The organism is Mycobacterium sp. (genome assembly GCF_052143115.1).
Taxonomy (GTDB): Bacteria; Actinomycetota; Actinomycetes; order Mycobacteriales; family Mycobacteriaceae; genus Mycobacterium.
The window spans coordinates 1-15,346 of the sequence record NZ_JBKQTQ010000327.1 but is presented as its reverse complement, the minus strand read 5'-3'; the positions used below and the strand labels follow the sequence as shown (position 1 = coordinate 15,346).

Annotated in this window: 12 protein-coding genes; 5 read left to right on the top strand and 7 right to left on the bottom strand. The window is 67.0% G+C overall.

The genetic code is table 11. The annotated features are described in order from the left end of the window. Window positions 1-2,219 (top strand): helix-turn-helix transcriptional regulator (locus ACLQI9_RS31795; RefSeq protein ID WP_442392790.1); only part of this gene is annotated, 2,219 nt, incomplete at its 5' end. Here ACLQI9_RS31795 and ACLQI9_RS31790 read toward each other — a convergent pair. Continuing rightward, entirely contained in the window at window positions 2,216-4,162 is a 1,947-nt protein-coding gene (locus tag ACLQI9_RS31790) for a primosomal protein N' (RefSeq protein WP_442380803.1), read from the bottom strand. The genes ACLQI9_RS31795 and ACLQI9_RS31790 overlap by 4 nt on opposite strands. A gap of 53 nt (window positions 4,163-4,215) precedes the next feature. Beyond that, window positions 4,216-4,971 (bottom strand): lysoplasmalogenase, encoded by a 756-nt coding sequence (locus tag ACLQI9_RS31785; RefSeq protein ID WP_442380782.1) that lies wholly within the window; start codon window positions 4,969-4,971, stop codon window positions 4,216-4,218. On the opposite strand from ACLQI9_RS31785, the gene ACLQI9_RS31780 reads away from it, so the two are divergent. From ACLQI9_RS31780 to ACLQI9_RS31770, 3 genes are all read left to right on the top strand, one after another. Next, window positions 4,970-5,923 carry an alpha/beta hydrolase gene (locus ACLQI9_RS31780; protein WP_442380784.1) on the top strand — a complete coding sequence of 318 codons (954 nt, stop codon included), beginning with the start codon at window positions 4,970-4,972 and terminating at the stop codon, window positions 5,921-5,923. The two genes, ACLQI9_RS31785 and ACLQI9_RS31780, sit on opposite strands and share 2 nt — an antisense overlap. 12 nt (window positions 5,924-5,935) lie before the next feature. Next, complete coding sequence (locus tag ACLQI9_RS31775; RefSeq protein WP_442380786.1) at window positions 5,936-6,907, top strand: alpha/beta hydrolase; 972 nt, start codon at window positions 5,936-5,938, stop codon at window positions 6,905-6,907. A gap of 71 nt (window positions 6,908-6,978) precedes the next feature. Next, complete coding sequence (locus ACLQI9_RS31770) at window positions 6,979-8,466, top strand: flavin-containing monooxygenase (protein WP_442380788.1); 1,488 nt, start codon at window positions 6,979-6,981, stop codon at window positions 8,464-8,466. Between the two features lie 9 nt (window positions 8,467-8,475). Here the strand turns inward: ACLQI9_RS31770 and ACLQI9_RS31765 are convergent, their stop codons facing one another. Beyond that, window positions 8,476-9,642 (bottom strand): GMC oxidoreductase, encoded by a 1,167-nt coding sequence (locus tag ACLQI9_RS31765; protein ID WP_442380790.1) that lies wholly within the window; start codon window positions 9,640-9,642, stop codon window positions 8,476-8,478. A gap of 575 nt (window positions 9,643-10,217) precedes the next feature. Between ACLQI9_RS31765 and ACLQI9_RS31760 the strand changes: the two genes are divergently transcribed. Continuing rightward, complete coding sequence (locus ACLQI9_RS31760) at window positions 10,218-11,540, top strand: alkane 1-monooxygenase (protein WP_442380792.1); 1,323 nt, start codon at window positions 10,218-10,220, stop codon at window positions 11,538-11,540. Window positions 11,541-11,791: 251 nt separating this feature from the next. Here ACLQI9_RS31760 and metK read toward each other — a convergent pair whose 3' ends face one another. From metK to gmk, 4 genes are all read right to left on the bottom strand, one after another. After that, window positions 11,792-13,003 carry a methionine adenosyltransferase gene (gene metK, locus ACLQI9_RS31755; protein ID WP_442380793.1) on the bottom strand — a complete coding sequence of 404 codons (1,212 nt, stop codon included), beginning with the start codon at window positions 13,001-13,003 and terminating at the stop codon, window positions 11,792-11,794. A gap of 88 nt (window positions 13,004-13,091) precedes the next feature. Further along, window positions 13,092-14,375, bottom strand: a complete 1,284-nt coding sequence (gene coaBC, locus ACLQI9_RS31750; RefSeq protein ID WP_442380795.1) for a bifunctional phosphopantothenoylcysteine decarboxylase/phosphopantothenate--cysteine ligase CoaBC — start codon at window positions 14,373-14,375, stop codon at window positions 13,092-13,094. Window positions 14,376-14,395: 20 nt separating this feature from the next. Continuing rightward, window positions 14,396-14,722 (bottom strand): DNA-directed RNA polymerase subunit omega, encoded by a 327-nt coding sequence (gene rpoZ / locus ACLQI9_RS31745; protein ID WP_442380797.1) that lies wholly within the window; start codon window positions 14,720-14,722, stop codon window positions 14,396-14,398. A 64-nt stretch (window positions 14,723-14,786) separates the two neighbouring features. Further along, window positions 14,787-15,344 (bottom strand): guanylate kinase, encoded by a 558-nt coding sequence (gmk, locus tag ACLQI9_RS31740; protein WP_442392788.1) that lies wholly within the window; start codon window positions 15,342-15,344, stop codon window positions 14,787-14,789. Window positions 15,345-15,346 lie beyond the last annotated feature (2 nt).

The window sequence follows — 15,346 nt, the reverse complement described above, 5'->3', positions numbered from 1 at the left end:
CCATCGAATTGTTCAGCGACCGAGCTCGCCATGCCCGGCACGATTTCGCGATCACCGACGACAACGTCGCGGCGGTGGGCGAGATCTGCACGCGCCTCGACGGCTTGCCGCTGGCGATCGAACTGGCGGCAGCGCGGGTCCGGGCCCTGTCACTGACCGAAATCCTGGACACATTGCACGACCGCTTCCGGCTCTTGACCGGCGGGGCGCGCACCGCGGTACGCCGCCAGCAGACCCTGCGCGCCTCGGTCGACTGGTCGCATGCCCTGCTGACCGAACCGGAACGCGTCTTGTTTCGACGGCTGGCCGCATTCCTGGGCGGCTTCGACCTCGACGCCGCCCAAGCGGTAACAGGCGGCGGCGGCATGCCGCGATACCAGGTGATGGATCTGCTCACGCTGCTCGTGGACAAATCGTTGGTGGTCGCCGACGAGACCCGCGGGCGCACCCGCTACCGGCTGCTGGAGACCGTGCGCCAGTACGCCGCCGAAAAGCTCGGCGAGTCAGGGGAAGCCGATGACGTACGCTCGCGTCACCGCGACCACTACACATCGATGGCGGCGCTGCTCGACGGCCCGGCAGGCAGCGACTACGGACAGCGCGTCGAGCAGACCGAAACCGAGATCGACAACCTACGCGCCGCATTCGCCTGGAGTCGCGAAAGCGGTGACGCAGACCTGGCTTTGGCATTGGCATCGTCCCTGTCGCCGCTGTGGCAACCACGGCCCGCAGAGGGGGTTGCGTGGCTCGACGCGGTCCTCAACGAGGCCGACGCGCACCACATCGACATAGCTCCGGCCGTGCGTGCCCGCGCGCTGGCCGACAGGGTCTTGCTTGCCTCCAATATCGGGTGGTACGCCGACCTCCCGGGTCAGGCTGACGAGGCACTCACCATTGCACGCCAGCTCGATAACCCGGCCCTGCTGACGCGCGTGCTGGCCGCCCGAGGACTGATCGGCTTCGGCTCTGCGGCAGCCCAAGAATACCGCGCCGAAGCGATTGGCCTCGCCCGGAAACTGGGCGACCGGTTGAGGCTCAGCCACGTCCTCAGCATCGAGACGCTCGTGGCATCGTTTACGGGCGACGTGATCGCGAAACGTGCAGCGGCGCAAGAGGGATACGAGCTTGCTGAGTCGATCGGTTACCGCGCCGGATTCGTCCGGTGCCGCTGGTACCTCGGACTGGCACAGCTGGCACAGGGCGATTGCGCCGGAGCGGTCGAACACTTCCGCACCGCCGGCGCCGCGGCCGAAGCGGGTCATTATGCGAACTTTCAGAGGTACACGTTGGCCTTCCAGGGAGTAGCACTCGCGTGGCAGGGTGACGCTTGCGCGGCAAGAGCCGCGGCGAGCGAGGCTCTCGAGGGCGGCGACAACGAGCTTGGCAGCCTTAACGCCGGTCTCGCCTACACGGCACTGGGTATGGCGGCGCTCGCGGCTGGGGACGCCGCGACCGCGCGAAACGCAACCGCCGCGGCCTGCTTGCACGCAACAGGTGCCCCGCCCGGGATGGCGGCGCTGTCCCGCGCTTTCAGCGCGCAGGCGGCAGTGGCCGACGGAGACCTTGTTGCAGCGCGGCGCGCGGCCGACGAGGCGATCGCGACCGCAGCGGGGTGGTACTCGCTATGGGCGTTGATTACCCGCGCGCGGGTGGCGTCCGCCCAGGACGAGCCGGAACAGGCTGAGCGCGACGCGCATGACGCGCTGGCGTGTGCTAGCGAATTCGGGGCTCAACTCGGCATTTCCGACGTCCTGGAGTGCCTCGCCGCGATGGCATGCGACGCGGGCAGTCACCAAGAAGCCGCGCGGCTATTCGGCGCGGCGCACGCCATCCGACAGCCGTTGGGCGCGGTTCGCTTCAAGGTCTGGGACGCAGGCTATGAAGCCTCGATTGCTGCACTGCGATGTGCCATGGGCGACAATGACTTTGACTCGGCATGGGCCGAGGGCACCGTGATGTCCACCGAGGAGGCTATCGCGTATGCGCGGCGCGGCCGCGGGCAACGCAAACGCCCTGCCAGTGGATGGGCCTCGCTGACACCGACCGAACGCCAAGTGGTGCAACTGGTCAGCGAAGGATTGGCCAACAACGAGATCGCCGCAAGGCTTTTCGTCTCACCCCGCACCGTGCAAACCCACCTCACCCACGTCTACACCAAGCTCGGGCTGAGCTCGCGTGTCCAGCTCGTCCAGGAAGCGGCTCGTCACACATCGGCCTAACCGATGTGCAGCGGGTCGATCTGCACCCGGACCGGCTCGTCGGTTTGCCGGGCACTGGTCACGGCGACGCCGCGCCGCAGCTCGGCAGCCAGCGTCAAGCCCTGCTCGCGACGCACCCGTACCAGCATCCGGGTCACCGCAACGTCGGCCGGAGTCCCCGGCGGTCGGCGCGCGCCGGGCGGCAGCTCGACGGGGCCCAGCAGCTCGGCACTGTCCGGCAGCTGGACTTCGTCGAGCAGCGCCGCCACCGCCTCGGCGGCGCCGTCGAGAGCGGCCATGTGCACACTCGGCGGCAGGGCGACCTCGGTGCGGGCCGCCAGCTCCGCCTCGGCGTGGCCGACCGGGTCCCAGCGGATCAGCGCTTGCACTGTCGGGACGGATGATTCGGCGACCACCGTCACCACCCCGCCGTCGTCGCGGGCCCGCACCAGCGCTGCCGCGGCCATCCACCGTCGCAGCGTGTCTTCGCCCGCGCGCAGATCCTGACGGCCCAGCAGCGCCCAACTGTCCAGCAACAGCGCTGCACCATAGCCGCCGGATGCGCGGGGTTCCGCGCCGGGCGTGGCGACCACCAGCGCCGGCCGACCGGCGACCTCGGACACCACCGCTTCGCCCGCCGAGGTGATCACCGCGATCCCCGGGAACGCCCGGCCAAGCTCCTCGGCGGTGCGCCGCGCCCCCACCACGACAGCGCGCACCGCATCAGAGCCACAGCGCGCACAGCGCAGCGCGGCATCTGCCCGACCACACCACCGGCACACCGGGCCCGTCCCGTCGCGGTCGTTTAAGGACAGCGGGCCGGTGCAATGCCGGCAGCGGGCTATCGCCCGGCAGCGCCCGCAGGCCAGCGACGGGACGTAGCCGCGCCGCGGCACCTGCACCAGCACCGGCGCGCCGGCCTCTAATGCCGAGCGGGCGGCGCGCAGCGCGACGGACGGCAGTCGCGCGGAGCGGGCCGCCGGATCGCGCGCCTCGGCGTAGCCACCGTCGTCGAGCGCGACCACCCGTGGGCTGCGCGCACGCACCACCGCGCGCGCGGCGACCACGTCGTGCGCCCATCCGCTTCGCACCAGCGCGTGCGCTTCGGCGGTGCGGGCGTAGCCGCCGATCAACGCCGCGCACCGCATCTGATGGGCGCGCAGCATCGCCACCTCCCGAGCGTGCGGATACGGTGCCCGCGGCTCGCCCAGCGTGTCGTCGCCGTCATCCCACACCATGACCAGCCCCAGATCAGTCACCGGCGCGAACACCGCGCTGCGGGTGCCGATCACCAGCCGTGCGCTGCCGCGCAGCGCGGCCAGCCAGCACCGGTAGCGTGCGGCCGGACCCAACCCTGCCGACAACGCCACCACGGCGGATTCGTCGAGCAGTGCCGTCGCGGCCCGCCACATCGCGTCGACGTCTCGCTGATCGGGGACGATCGCCAACACCGCGCGGCCGGTCCGCACGGTCTGCGCGGCGGCCTCAGCGAATCGGTCCGCCCACAGCTCGCCGGCCAGCGCCTGCCACACCGCGCGGGCAGCACGCGACTCGGACAGTGCGGTCAGGAACTGTCCGCCGCGACCGTAGGCGTCCCAACCCGCACGGTCGACCTCGGTGATGGCGGGAAGCCCTGGCGGCGTTGAGTTTTCGCGTTCCACCTTGGCGTGCCGGGGCGGTATCGCCAGCCGCAGCACGTCGGCGCGGGTGCCGGCGTAGCGCGCCGCCACCGCATCGACCAGCCGACGGATCTCCGGGGTGAGCACCACCTCGGCGGACACCACACGGTCAAGCCAGGTCAGCTTGCCGACGTGGTCGGTGTCGGTGCGGCGCTCCAGGATGAACCCGTCCACCAGCCTGCCGTGGAATCGGAGCCGTACCCGCACCCCGGGCTGGGCGTCGTCGGATTGCTCGGCGGCCACCAGATAGTCGAATTCGCGATCCAGATGCGGCACTGACAACATCGGCAGCACCCGCGCGATCGGTTCGAATGCGGCGGCCTGCCGGGTCCGCGTGCTCACCCCGAAGGTGTAGCAGAGGTCGCCGACGACCCGGAGACGTTAGCGGTGTCCACCCGGCCGAAGAAGAAGCCGGCGGTGATCAAGATCTGCGCCGCCGCGTAGGCCCACCAGATCGGCACCGCCAGCGCCTCGTTGCCCAGCACGAACCGGCTGATACCGATAATCGCGTCCGAGGCCGCGAAGCACACCGCGCCGACCGCGGTCCAGATCGTGGGCAGCCGGGCCAGCAGCGCTGCACAGACCATCGCGCCCAGCACGACGATGTAGACCGTGACGGGGACGGTCAACCCGTCGCGCCCCAGATGCGGCCAGAACCACACCAGCAGCGCCGCGCATGCCGCGCACATCGCAGCAACAGCAATCAGGCGCGGACGCGACCGGCCCGACGGCCTCGCCAGTGGGAGCAGCGCACCCAGAAAGCACAGGTGAGCCAACAGAAATGCGGCCAGCCCGAGCACGAAAGACGCCGTCCACCACGGGATCGCCAACAACGCGTCGCCCGCGGCCGAGAACACCAACGCCGGCATCAGCCAGCGCCGCTCGCGGACATTCGGATGCGCGGCCGCGGCGAACGCCAGCAGCAGTGCCATCGATGCCTTGAACGCAGGCTGGGCCGTCCACTGTCCGGTCAGCTCCGCGCCCGGCGGTGAACGCAAGGCAGTCACGGTCAGAAACACCCCGTAAGCGACACCGGCCCAACCGGCGGCCACCCAGGCACCGAGCATGACCCGGGGTGCGTACGGTGTCTCCATGCCCGCCGTAGACGACTCCGGATCCACCATCGATCCCATTCTGCAGAAGGTACTGGATGCGGTGCCGTTCCAGATGTCACTCGATGACGGTGTCGATGTGGCGCGGCAGCGGCTGCGGGATCTGCCGCGGCGCCAATTCCACCCGGAACTGCGCGTGCAGAACCGCAGCATCGACGGGCCGGCCGGCCCGATCAACATCCGGATCTACTGGCCGCCAACCGATCACGGCACGCCGCCGGTACTGCTGTTTTTCCACGGCGGCGGCTTTGTCGTCGGCGACCTCGACACCCACGACGGAACCTGCCGCCAGCACGCGGTGGGCGCCTCCGCGGTGGTGGTGTCCGTCGAGTACCGGTTGGCGCCCGAGCACCCCTACCCCGCTGCCGTCGACGATGCCTGGGCCGCAACGCAATGGGTCGCCGAACACGGTAGCGAGATCGGTGCTGACGCCGACAGGCTTGCGGTGGCCGGTGACTCGGCGGGTGGCACCATCTCCGCGGTGATCGCGCAACGGGCCCGGGACAATGCCGATAAGGGCGGCCCCAAGCTCCTGTTCCAGCTGTTGTGGTATCCCTCCACCATGTGGGATCGGTCGCTGCCGTCGTTCACCGAGAACGCCGACGCAGCCGTCCTCGACCGCGCCGCCATCGCCGCGTTCTCGCGTTGGTACGCAGGCGAAGTCGACCTGTCCGATCCCCCGCCCGGGATGGCGCCAGGGCGGGCCGAGAACCTGGCCGGCCTACCGGCTGCCTACATCGCCGTCGCCGGGCACGACCCGCTGCGCGACGACGGCATCCGCTATGGCGAGCTGCTGGCTGCCGCCGGTGTTCCCGTTGAGGTGGACAACGCCGAGACGCTCGTGCACGGTTATGTCGGCTACGCCGGGGTGGTGCCTGCCGCCACCGCCGCGCTTGACCGCGGCCTGGCCGCACTGCGCGCCGCCCTGCATTAGTACGGTAGTTCCATGACGGAGCCGACCATCGCTCGACCAGAGATCGACCCGACGCTCAAGGCACTGGTCGACGCGTTTCCGCTGACGTTCACCGCCGCCGACGGCGTCGAGGTAGCGCGGGCGAGACTACGCCAGTTGCAGGCGCCCCCGGAAATGCTGCCGGATCTGCGGATCGAGAATCGCACCGTCGGGCATGGTGAGCTCACCGACATCCCCGTCCGCATCTACTGGCCCCCGGTCGCGGAGCACAGCGACTTACCGGTCGTCGTCTTCTATCACGGCGGCGGCTGGGCGATCGGCGACCTGGAAACCCACGATCCGGTCGCCCGCGCGCACGCGGTCGGCGCGGAGGCCATCGTGGTGTCTGTCGACTATCGGCTCGCCCCCGAACACCCGTTCCCAGCCGGTGTCGACGACTGCTGGGCCGCGCTGCAATGGGTCGGCGAGCATGCCGCCGAGCTAGGCGGCGACCCGAACCGGATTGCCGTCGCCGGTGATTCGGCTGGCGGCAACCTCGCCGCGGTGATGGCTCATCTGGCCCGCGACCATACTGATCAGGGCGGACCCAAGCTGGCATTCCAGCTGCTGTGGTATCCGGCAGTCACCGCTGACCAGTCGCTGCCGTCGTTCATCGAGAACGCCGACGCGCCGATTCTGGACCGCGACGTCATCGACGCCTTCCTCGCCTGGTACCTACCGGACACCGACATGAGCGACCCGACCACGCTGCCGGTCACCTTGGCTCCGGCCAATGCCGCCGATTTTTCCGGCCTGCCGCCCGCCTACATCGGCAGCGCCGAACACGATCCGCTGCGCGACGACGCGGCCCTCTACGCTGCGCTGCTCAACGCCGCGGGGGTGCCGTCATCGTTGAGTAACGAGCCCACGCTGGTACACGGCTATGTCAGCTTCGCGCTGCTCATACCGGCCGCCGCCGAGGCGACCAACCGCGGCCTCGCCGCGTTGAAAGCGGCGCTGCAGTAATCGGGGTACACGCTGGGCGCGGTACCGTCGGTAACAACTAACCGGCGTATCAACCCGCGATGGAGGTAACGGTGAGCGGCTATCGGCCCGACTACCACTGCCTGATCGTCGGCGCCGGGTTCTCGGGCATCGGCACCGCCATCAAGCTCGATCAGGAAGGGTTCGACGACTACCTCATCGTCGAGGCCGGCGACGGCGTCGGCGGCACCTGGCACTGGAACACCTATCCCGGTATCGCCGTGGACATTCCGTCGTTTTCCTACCAGTTCTCGTTTGAGCAGCGGCCGGACTGGTCGCGAACCTATGCGCCGGGCAGAGAGCTGAAGGCGTATGCGGAGCACTGCGCCGACAAGTACGGCATCCGGCCGAAGATCCGCTTCAACACCAAGGTGCTGGCAGTCGAGTTCGACGACGAGCGCGCGCTGTGGCGGGTGCAGATCGATCCCGGCGGCGAGGTCACCGCCCGATTCGTGGTGAACGCCAGCGGTGTGCTGACCGTGCCCAAGCCGCCCGATATCGACGGGGTCGACTCCTTCGGCGGCGTCACCATGCACACCGCACGTTGGGATCACCACCAGGACCTGACCGGCAAGCGAGTCGCGGTGATCGGCACCGGCGCCACTGCCGTGCAGTTGATCCCAGAGATCGCGCCGATTGTCAAAGAGCTCACGGTGTTTCAGCGCACACCGATCTGGTGTTTCCCGAAGTTCGACGTGCGGCTACCCAAATTGGCCCACTGGGCGATGCGCCTGCCCGGCGTGTCGGCCGTTCACCGGCTGGTCAGCCAGGCCTACGTCGAGGTGACGTTTCCCATTCCGGCGCAATACTTCACGGTGTACCCGTTCGCTAGGTGGATGGAGCCCGTCGGGCGCGCTTACCTGCGCCGCCAAGTCCAGGATCCGGCGGTGCGTAAGCAACTCACCCCGCGCTACGCCATCGGCTGCAAACGGCCCGGCTTCCACAACACCTACTTGTCGACGTTCAACCGCGACAACGTGCGACTGGTGACCGAGCCGATCGACAAGATCACCTCGTCGGCGGTGGCCACCACCGACGGCGCCGGCCACGAAATCGACGTGCTGGTACTGGCGACCGGCTTCCAGGTGTTGGACTCCGACAGCATGCCGACCTTCGCGGTCACCGGCAGCGGCGGCCTGTCGCTGACCAAGTTCTGGGACGAGCACCGGCTGCAGGCCTATGAGGGCGTCAGTGTTCCGGGCTTCCCCAACCTGTTCAGCGTGATGGGCCCGTACGGCTACGTCGGGTCGTCGTATTTCGCACTGATCGAGGCCCAGACCCGCCACATCATCCGATGCCTGACGCGGGCCCGTCGGCACCACGCCAGTCGGGTCGAGGTCACCGAGGAGGCCAACGCCCGCTACTTCGCCGAGGTCATGCGCCGCCGGCACCGGCAGGTGTTCTGGCAGGACAGCTGTCGGGCGGCCAACAGCTACTACTTCGACAAGAACGGCGACGTGGCGCTACGGCCTGCGACCACGTTCGAGGTGTACTGGCGCAGTAGGCGTTTCGACCTCGACGACTACCGATTCACCTGCTAACGGACCAATTCACTTGCGTGATTGCAGGATTCCTTCGATGTTCCGTTCCGCGAGTGCGGTGATGGACATGAACGGGTTGCAGCCCAGATAGCCGGGAAGCAGTGACGCGTCGTTGACATAGAGCTTGTCGTACCCTTTGACCCTGCCGTAGGCGTCCGTGGCTTTGCCGCGAAGAACCCCACCCATCGGGTGAACCGTGTTGGGCGCAAAAATCTTTCCTTCAAATAGGTCGTCGCGATAGTCCACGCCGTTGGCGTGTGTCACTTTGTCGAAAACCACCTGCGCTTTCTCGCGCAAGTGATCCGTGTAGCCCTGCGGCCAGCTGATGGCGATCGAGTCCGAAGCCCGCTCATAGGCAATGTCGGCACGGTCGCCGGTCCGCACCATCACGTAGTAGCCCAACGCGAACGTCTCGATCGGAAGCGGGATCGAGAACATACTGGCATAGACCGGGTTATCCGGATCATTTCGGCCGTCGAGATTGATCAGTCCCATCAAGGATTGCTGAGTACCCGCGGGGTCGCTGGGCTGGAGTGCATGGGCGACCATGATGTCTCCGTTGTTTCCGTATCCGCGGCCGATCTCTTCGCTCAAGTTGGGTAGCGCCCCGGTCTCACGGGCGCGCAGCAGGATCTCGGTCGTACCGAGTACCCCGGCGTTGAGATGCAGCTCGTCACAGCCGAGTTCGGCGCGCCCGACTTCTTTGCCGAACCTGTCGATTTCGCGGGTGGATACCACGTACTCACCCGAGCGCTCGCGCCGGATACCCGTCACTTCAGTGAGGGGCTTCAGGGTGACCTTTCCGGTCGCCAAGGCGGCGGCAATATACGTCTGATCAACACTGCCGAACCTGCCGTAATTGTTGCCGTACTGCTGTTCGAAGTCGAAAGCTGAACGTGGAACCTCGCCGGCCTCTTCTTTTTTCATGTAGTCGAACGAGTATGCGCTGCCGTTGTAGTCAACGCGGTAGCCGGCCGCCGCCGCGTACTTGCGACCCACTCTGGCGTATTGGAACCATGGTGTCCGCTCGAACCAGTCCATGTCGCGATTGCTGATTCGCAGCATTGCCTTCGCACGTTCGATATAAGTCCCCAGGAAAACAGCCGGGTCAATGTCTGGGAAGGCCGCACGGACCTGAGCCGGGGTCGGAATTGCGGCAATGCCCGCGTTGATCATCGACCCGCCGCCGACGGCACTTCCGCGGAACACCGTATGCGCGCCATGCACAACCTTTTCGCAGATCCCGGCCTGGACCGGCTGCGGTTGTGGCGTGTGCTTCGCCACCTGCTCCACCGAAACGCCTCGATAAGACGTCACCAGGCTCGGCGGAACCGACGTGAACCAGCCGGCGCGGTTGTCGGCGGGCAGCATTCGCGAGAAGCGCTTGCCGTCTGCGTCGGGGGTGTCCCAGAGCCTGCCCCTTTCCAGAATCACGGTCTGGATGCCGGCTTCGGCAAGCCGCAGCGCCGAAACTCCGCCGCCATAGCCGCTACCAACAACGATGGCCCTGTAGTGGAGTCGTGGAGCAGTTGAGTTGCGGCCTCTTCCGAGTTCGATGGCCCCGCCAATACCGGCAGCGCCCGCTGCAATCCCGACTGTGGCTCGAAGGAAACGTCTCCGCGAGAAAGCCATTCAGCGCACCCCTAACCGTGATCTAAACGCCAACCATAAGGTTGCTGGTACTGCTACCCTAAGTCGGCATGACGGCGTGTCGACTCCGAATTCGCCTGTCTGCATGTTTCTGGACGGCAGTGCCATTCTTATCCCGCGCTCGCGCAGCGGTCTGTCGACCAGAGACACCGGCCGCGAGCTGGAAGGAACCCAAGAGGTACCTATCCCTACTCGCAGCGGTGATCCCGGTCCTTGTTTATGCATCATGGCTGGGTGTATGGGCTACGGGCTTCGGCGTGTTCTGGTGGACCGGCCCCGTCCTGGCGTTCGGGGTCATTCCCGTTCTCGACCACATGATCGGGGCCGACGCGGCCAATCCTCCCGACAGCGTCCTTGCACGGCTGGAAAGCGACCCGTTCTACCGCTGGGCCACGTACCTGTACCTGCCAAACCAGTACCTATCGCTGTTGTTCGCCTGCTGGCTATGGAGCGGCGGTGGCTGGCTCACGCTGACTTTCGCCGACAAGGTCGGACTGATGGCGACGATCGGCCTCATCGGTGGCCTCGCGATCAACGCCGCGCACGAATTGGGACACACGCGAGCACAGACCGGAAAACGCTTGAGCAAGGTGGCGCTCGCCCAGACTTGTTACGGGCATTTTTTTGTCGAGCACAACTGCGGACACCATGTCCGGGTAGCGACCGCCGAGGATCCCGCCAGCGCGCGTTTGGGCGAGAGCCTTTACGCCTTCATTCCACGGTCGGTCTTTGGCGGTCTGCGTTCTGCCTGGAGCCTAGAAGCTAGACGGTTGGCCGGGATCGGGAAACCGCGCTGGACGCTCAGCAATGACGTGCTCAATGCCTGGCTGCTCAGTGTCGCGTTATTTATCGTGCTTGCCGTATGGTTTGGCCCCGTTGTTCTGCCGTGGCTGATCGGGCAGGCGATTATCGGCTTTTGCCTTCTGGAAAGCGTCAACTACCTGGAGCACTACGGGCTGCGGCGGCAGAAGCTGGCCAGCGGCCGCTATGAACGGGTGCGCCCCGCGCATAGCTGGAACAGCAGCACGGTGGTCGTCAGCGTCCTCCTGTTCCGTTTGCAGCGGCATTCGGATCATCACGTCAATCCGCTGCGCAACTACCAGGCGCTACGCCATGTCGATGAGGCACCCCAACTCCCGAGCGGGTACAGCGGCATGCTGCTGTTGGCGATGTTCCCGCCGTTGTGGCGTCGGGTGATGGACCCACGTGTACTTGACTTCTATCGCGGCGACATCCGGTTGGCCGGGCTGAAGCCCGGGGACCGTGACCGCGCATCGACGAGCCACTTTGAGAGTTCATCCAGAACAGTGCTCGACGCGCATCACGTGAAGGCGTCCGATGACGGGTTCGCCCGCGTAATCGGCGTCGGCGAACGGCCGACTCCGGGCCCCGATCACCCACTGCCGTCGGCCATCGAACACTGAGCAATGCCCTGGGTCGGAGACTACATAGCATTTGCCCGCCTCTAAGCGACAACCGTGCGGGCTGTCGCTCACTGGTCCACCATGTGTCGGCCGGTGATTTGAATGGTCCGCTGTGCACCATTCGTGCGTCGGTGGTCTTGGATGGGTCACCGATGCACCCGAGGTGCCGTTGAGTCATCGCCTGGTGTCGCTGAGATGTGGACGTTTACTTTGGGTGTTGGTGACCGTCGCACACCGTTAGTTCGGCGGAATTAGATGGCGCGCTTGAGGTCGTCGACTTTGTCGAGGCGCTCCCAAGGCAGGTCGACGTCAGTGCGTCCGAAGTGGCCGTAGGCCGCCGTCTGGGCGTAGATGGGCCGCAGCAGGTCCAGGTCGCGGATGATCGCACCGGGCCGCAGATCGAACACCTCAGGGATGACCTTTTCGATCTTGACGGGGTCCACGGCCTCGGTGCCGAACGTCTCGACGAACAGGCCCACCGGGGCAGCCTTGCCGATGGCGTAGGCCACCTGCACCTCGACCCGCTCCGCCAGGCCGGCAGCGACGACGTTCTTAGCCACCCAGCGCACCGCGTACGCCGCGGAACGGTCCACCTTGGACGGGTCCTTGCCGGAGAAGGCGCCGCCGCCGTGACGGGCCCAGCCGCCGTAGGTGTCGACGATGATCTTGCGGCCGGTGAGGCCCGCGTCACCCATCGGGCCGCCGACGACGAACTTGCCGGTGGGGTTGACCAGTACCCGGGTCGACGAGGAGTCCAGCGTTTCGTGAGCCAGCTCGTCGAGCACAGCCTTGAGCACGTGCTGCCGGATGTCGGGATCCAGCGTCTTCTGCAGGTCGATACCGTCGGCGTGCTGGGTGGAGACGACAACAGTGTCCAGCCGCACCGGAACGTTGTCCTCATAGGCGATGGTGACCTGCGTCTTGCCGTCCGGGCGCAGATACGGCAGCACCCCGTTCTTGCGGACCTCGGTCAGCCGCCGCGAGAGCCGGTGCGCCAGCGCGATGGGCAGCGGCATCAGTTCCGGGGTGTCGTTGATCGCGTAGCCGAACATCAGGCCCTGGTCGCCGGCCCCCTGCGAGTCCAGCGGGTCGGCCGCACCCTCGACGCGTGTTTCGTGGGCGGTGTTGACGCCCTGAGCGATGTCGGGCGACTGTGCACCGATGCCGATGTTCACCCCGCACGACGCGCCGTCGAAGCCCTTGTCCGACGAGTCGTAGCCGATGTCCAGGATGCGCGCGCGGACCGTGTTGGTGATGTCGGCGAAGGCCGTTTTCGCCGACGTCGTCACCTCACCCACCACGTGCACCTGCCCGGTGGTGACCAACGTCTCGACCGCCACACGTGAGCGGGGATCCTCCGCCAGCAGCGCGTCGAGGACCGAGTCGCTGATCGCGTCACAGATCTTGTCGGGATGCCCCTCCGTCACCGATTCGCTGGTGAACAACCGACCCTTTTCGCTCACACCCTCGTCCTTCCAAGTCAGCGTGAAAAACGTTAGTTAGACAAATTATATCGTCAGGCCACACGTCCCACCGGCCAGCCCCCAGGTGTCACGGGCGCTGGCTGGCGTCCCCGCCGCCCCCGTCCACGAACGTGACGATTGCATCCACAATACGACTGGCCATCAGCGTCTTCGAGCCGTGCTGCAGCGCTGACTCGGTACCGTCGGCTGCCAGCAACCAGCCGTCGTTGCTGTCCACCTCGAAGGCCTTGCCCTCACCGACGGCGTTGACCACCAGCAGGTCGCAGCCCTTGCGACGCAGCTTGGCCCGAGCATGGAACAGCACGTCACCGTTGGCGTCGCCGGTCTCGGCGGCGAAGCCGACGATGGCGCGCATGTTGGGCAGCTGCCCGGCGGCCCGGGCCTGCACCGCCGTGGCCAGCACATCGTCGTTGCGGACCAGCTCGATAGTCGGCGGTTCCTGTGCGCCCTTCTTGATTTTCGCGGTCGCCACGTGTGCCGGACGGAAGTCCGCGACTGCGGCCGCCATCACCAGCACGTGAGAGTCCGGTGCGTGCTTCGACACCGCGTCGGCGAGCTGCGGGGCCGAGCTGATCCGCACCACCTCGACACCGGCCGGGTCGATGAGCCCGGCGGTGTGCCCCGCGATCAGCGTGACCTCGGCGCCCCGCTGAGCGGCGACCCGGGCCACCGCGTAGCCCTGCTTGCCTGAGCTGCGGTTGCCGATGAAGCGGACCGGGTCGATCGGCTCGCGGGTGCCACCGGCGGTCACCAGTAGCTTGACTCCGGCCAGGTCGTAGGGCATTGCGTCGTGCCGTTCCAGCAGCAGCTGGGCGAACGTGGTGATCTCTTCCGCCTCCGGCAGCCGGCCTGCGCCGCTGTCCGCACCGGTCAGCCGCCCGGATGCCGGTTCCAGCACCACAGCGCCCCGGCGTCGCAGCGTGGCCACGTTGTCGACGGTGGCCGGGTGTTGCCACATCTCGGTGTGCATCGCCGGTGCGAACAGCACTGGACATCGGGCCGTGAGCAGCGTCGCGGTCAGCAGATCGTCAGCGCGACCGTGTACCGCCCGGGCCAGCAGGTCGGCGGTGGCAGGAGCGACGACGACGAGATCGGCGCCCTGGCCGATGGCAACGTGCGGCACCTGCGGAACGTCTTCGAACACACCGGTCTGTACCGGCTCGCCGGATAGCGCTTCGAAAGTGGCGGCGCCGACGAAGCGCAACGCGGATTCGGTGGGAATCACGCGGACCTGGTGACCCGCCTCGGTGAGTTGGCGAACGACCGTGCAGGCCTTGTATGCGGCGATACCCCCGGAGACGCCGACGATGATCCGCTTGCGGTCCGTCCGCTTGTCACCAGAGAGGCTCATCGCCGGCCCGCTTGATCCCGCTACTCGCCTTCGGTGTGCTCAAGCAGGTCGGCGTGGATCTCGCGCATGGCGATCGACAGCGGCTTCTCCTGAAGCCCCGGCTCGACCAGTGGGCCGACGTATTCGAGGATGCCTTCACCGAGCTGGTTGTAGTAGTCGTTGATCTGCCGAGCGCGCTTCGCCGCGTAGATCACCAGGGCGTACTTGCTGGAAACGCGCTCGAGCAACTCGTCGATAGGCGGGTTGGTGATGCCCAACGGCGTGTCATAGGCGCCAATCCCACCCGATGACGGATCGAACTGATCGGGGACGGCGGCTAGTGACGCGTCGGTCTGCGAGGTACTCACTTAAGACTTCTCCTGGTGACGTAGAACGGTGTGCGACTAATCGTGAATCGAGTCTGATGGCGGATCACGCCGTACCCGGCGCTTGTCCCACCAGCAAGGATACCAATTCTGCGCAGGCAGACTCCAATTGACTGTTCACCACCACCTCGTCGAAGTCGTCCTGAGCCGCTAATTCGATACGGGCGGTGGCCAGCCGGCGTTCGATCACCTCGGCTGTCTCGGTCCCCCGGCCGACCAGTCGGGACTCCAAGGCCTCCCAGCTCGGCGGTGCCAGGAACACGGTGATCGCTTCCGGCATCGCCTGTTTGACGGCTCGGGCGCCGGCCAGATCGACCTCGACGAGCACCGGATGTCCGGCGGCGGTCGCGTCGCGGATCGGCCGGGCCGGGGTGCCGGACCGGTGCAGGCCGCTGTGGATCTCGGCCCACTCCAGCAGGGCGCCTTCATCGATCAGTTGCTGGAAGCGGGCCGGGGTGACGAAGTAATAGTCGACGCCGTCGACTTCACCCGGGCGCGGCGCTCGAGTGGTCGCCGAAACGCTGAAGTGCAGCTCGGGAATCCGCTCCCGCAGGCAGCGGACCAACGTCGACTTTCCTACCGCGGATGGACCGGACAGCACCACCA

What these genes read in the sequence shown, in the direction of transcription:
- ACLQI9_RS31790 (WP_442380803.1), bottom strand. Translation starts at nt 4,162, where the DNA reads ATGTTGTCAGTGCCGCATCTGGATCGCGAATTCGACTATCTGGTGGCC.
- ACLQI9_RS31780 (WP_442380784.1), top strand. Translation starts at nt 4,970, where the DNA reads ATGCCCGCCGTAGACGACTCCGGATCCACCATCGATCCCATTCTGCAG.
- ACLQI9_RS31785 (WP_442380782.1), bottom strand. Translation starts at nt 4,971, where the DNA reads ATGGAGACACCGTACGCACCCCGGGTCATGCTCGGTGCCTGGGTGGCC.
- ACLQI9_RS31775 (WP_442380786.1), top strand. Translation starts at nt 5,936, where the DNA reads ATGACGGAGCCGACCATCGCTCGACCAGAGATCGACCCGACGCTCAAG.
- ACLQI9_RS31765 (WP_442380790.1), bottom strand. Translation starts at nt 9,642, where the DNA reads ATGATCAACGCGGGCATTGCCGCAATTCCGACCCCGGCTCAGGTCCGT.
- coaBC (WP_442380795.1), bottom strand. Translation starts at nt 14,375, where the DNA reads ATGAGCCTCTCTGGTGACAAGCGGACGGACCGCAAGCGGATCATCGTC.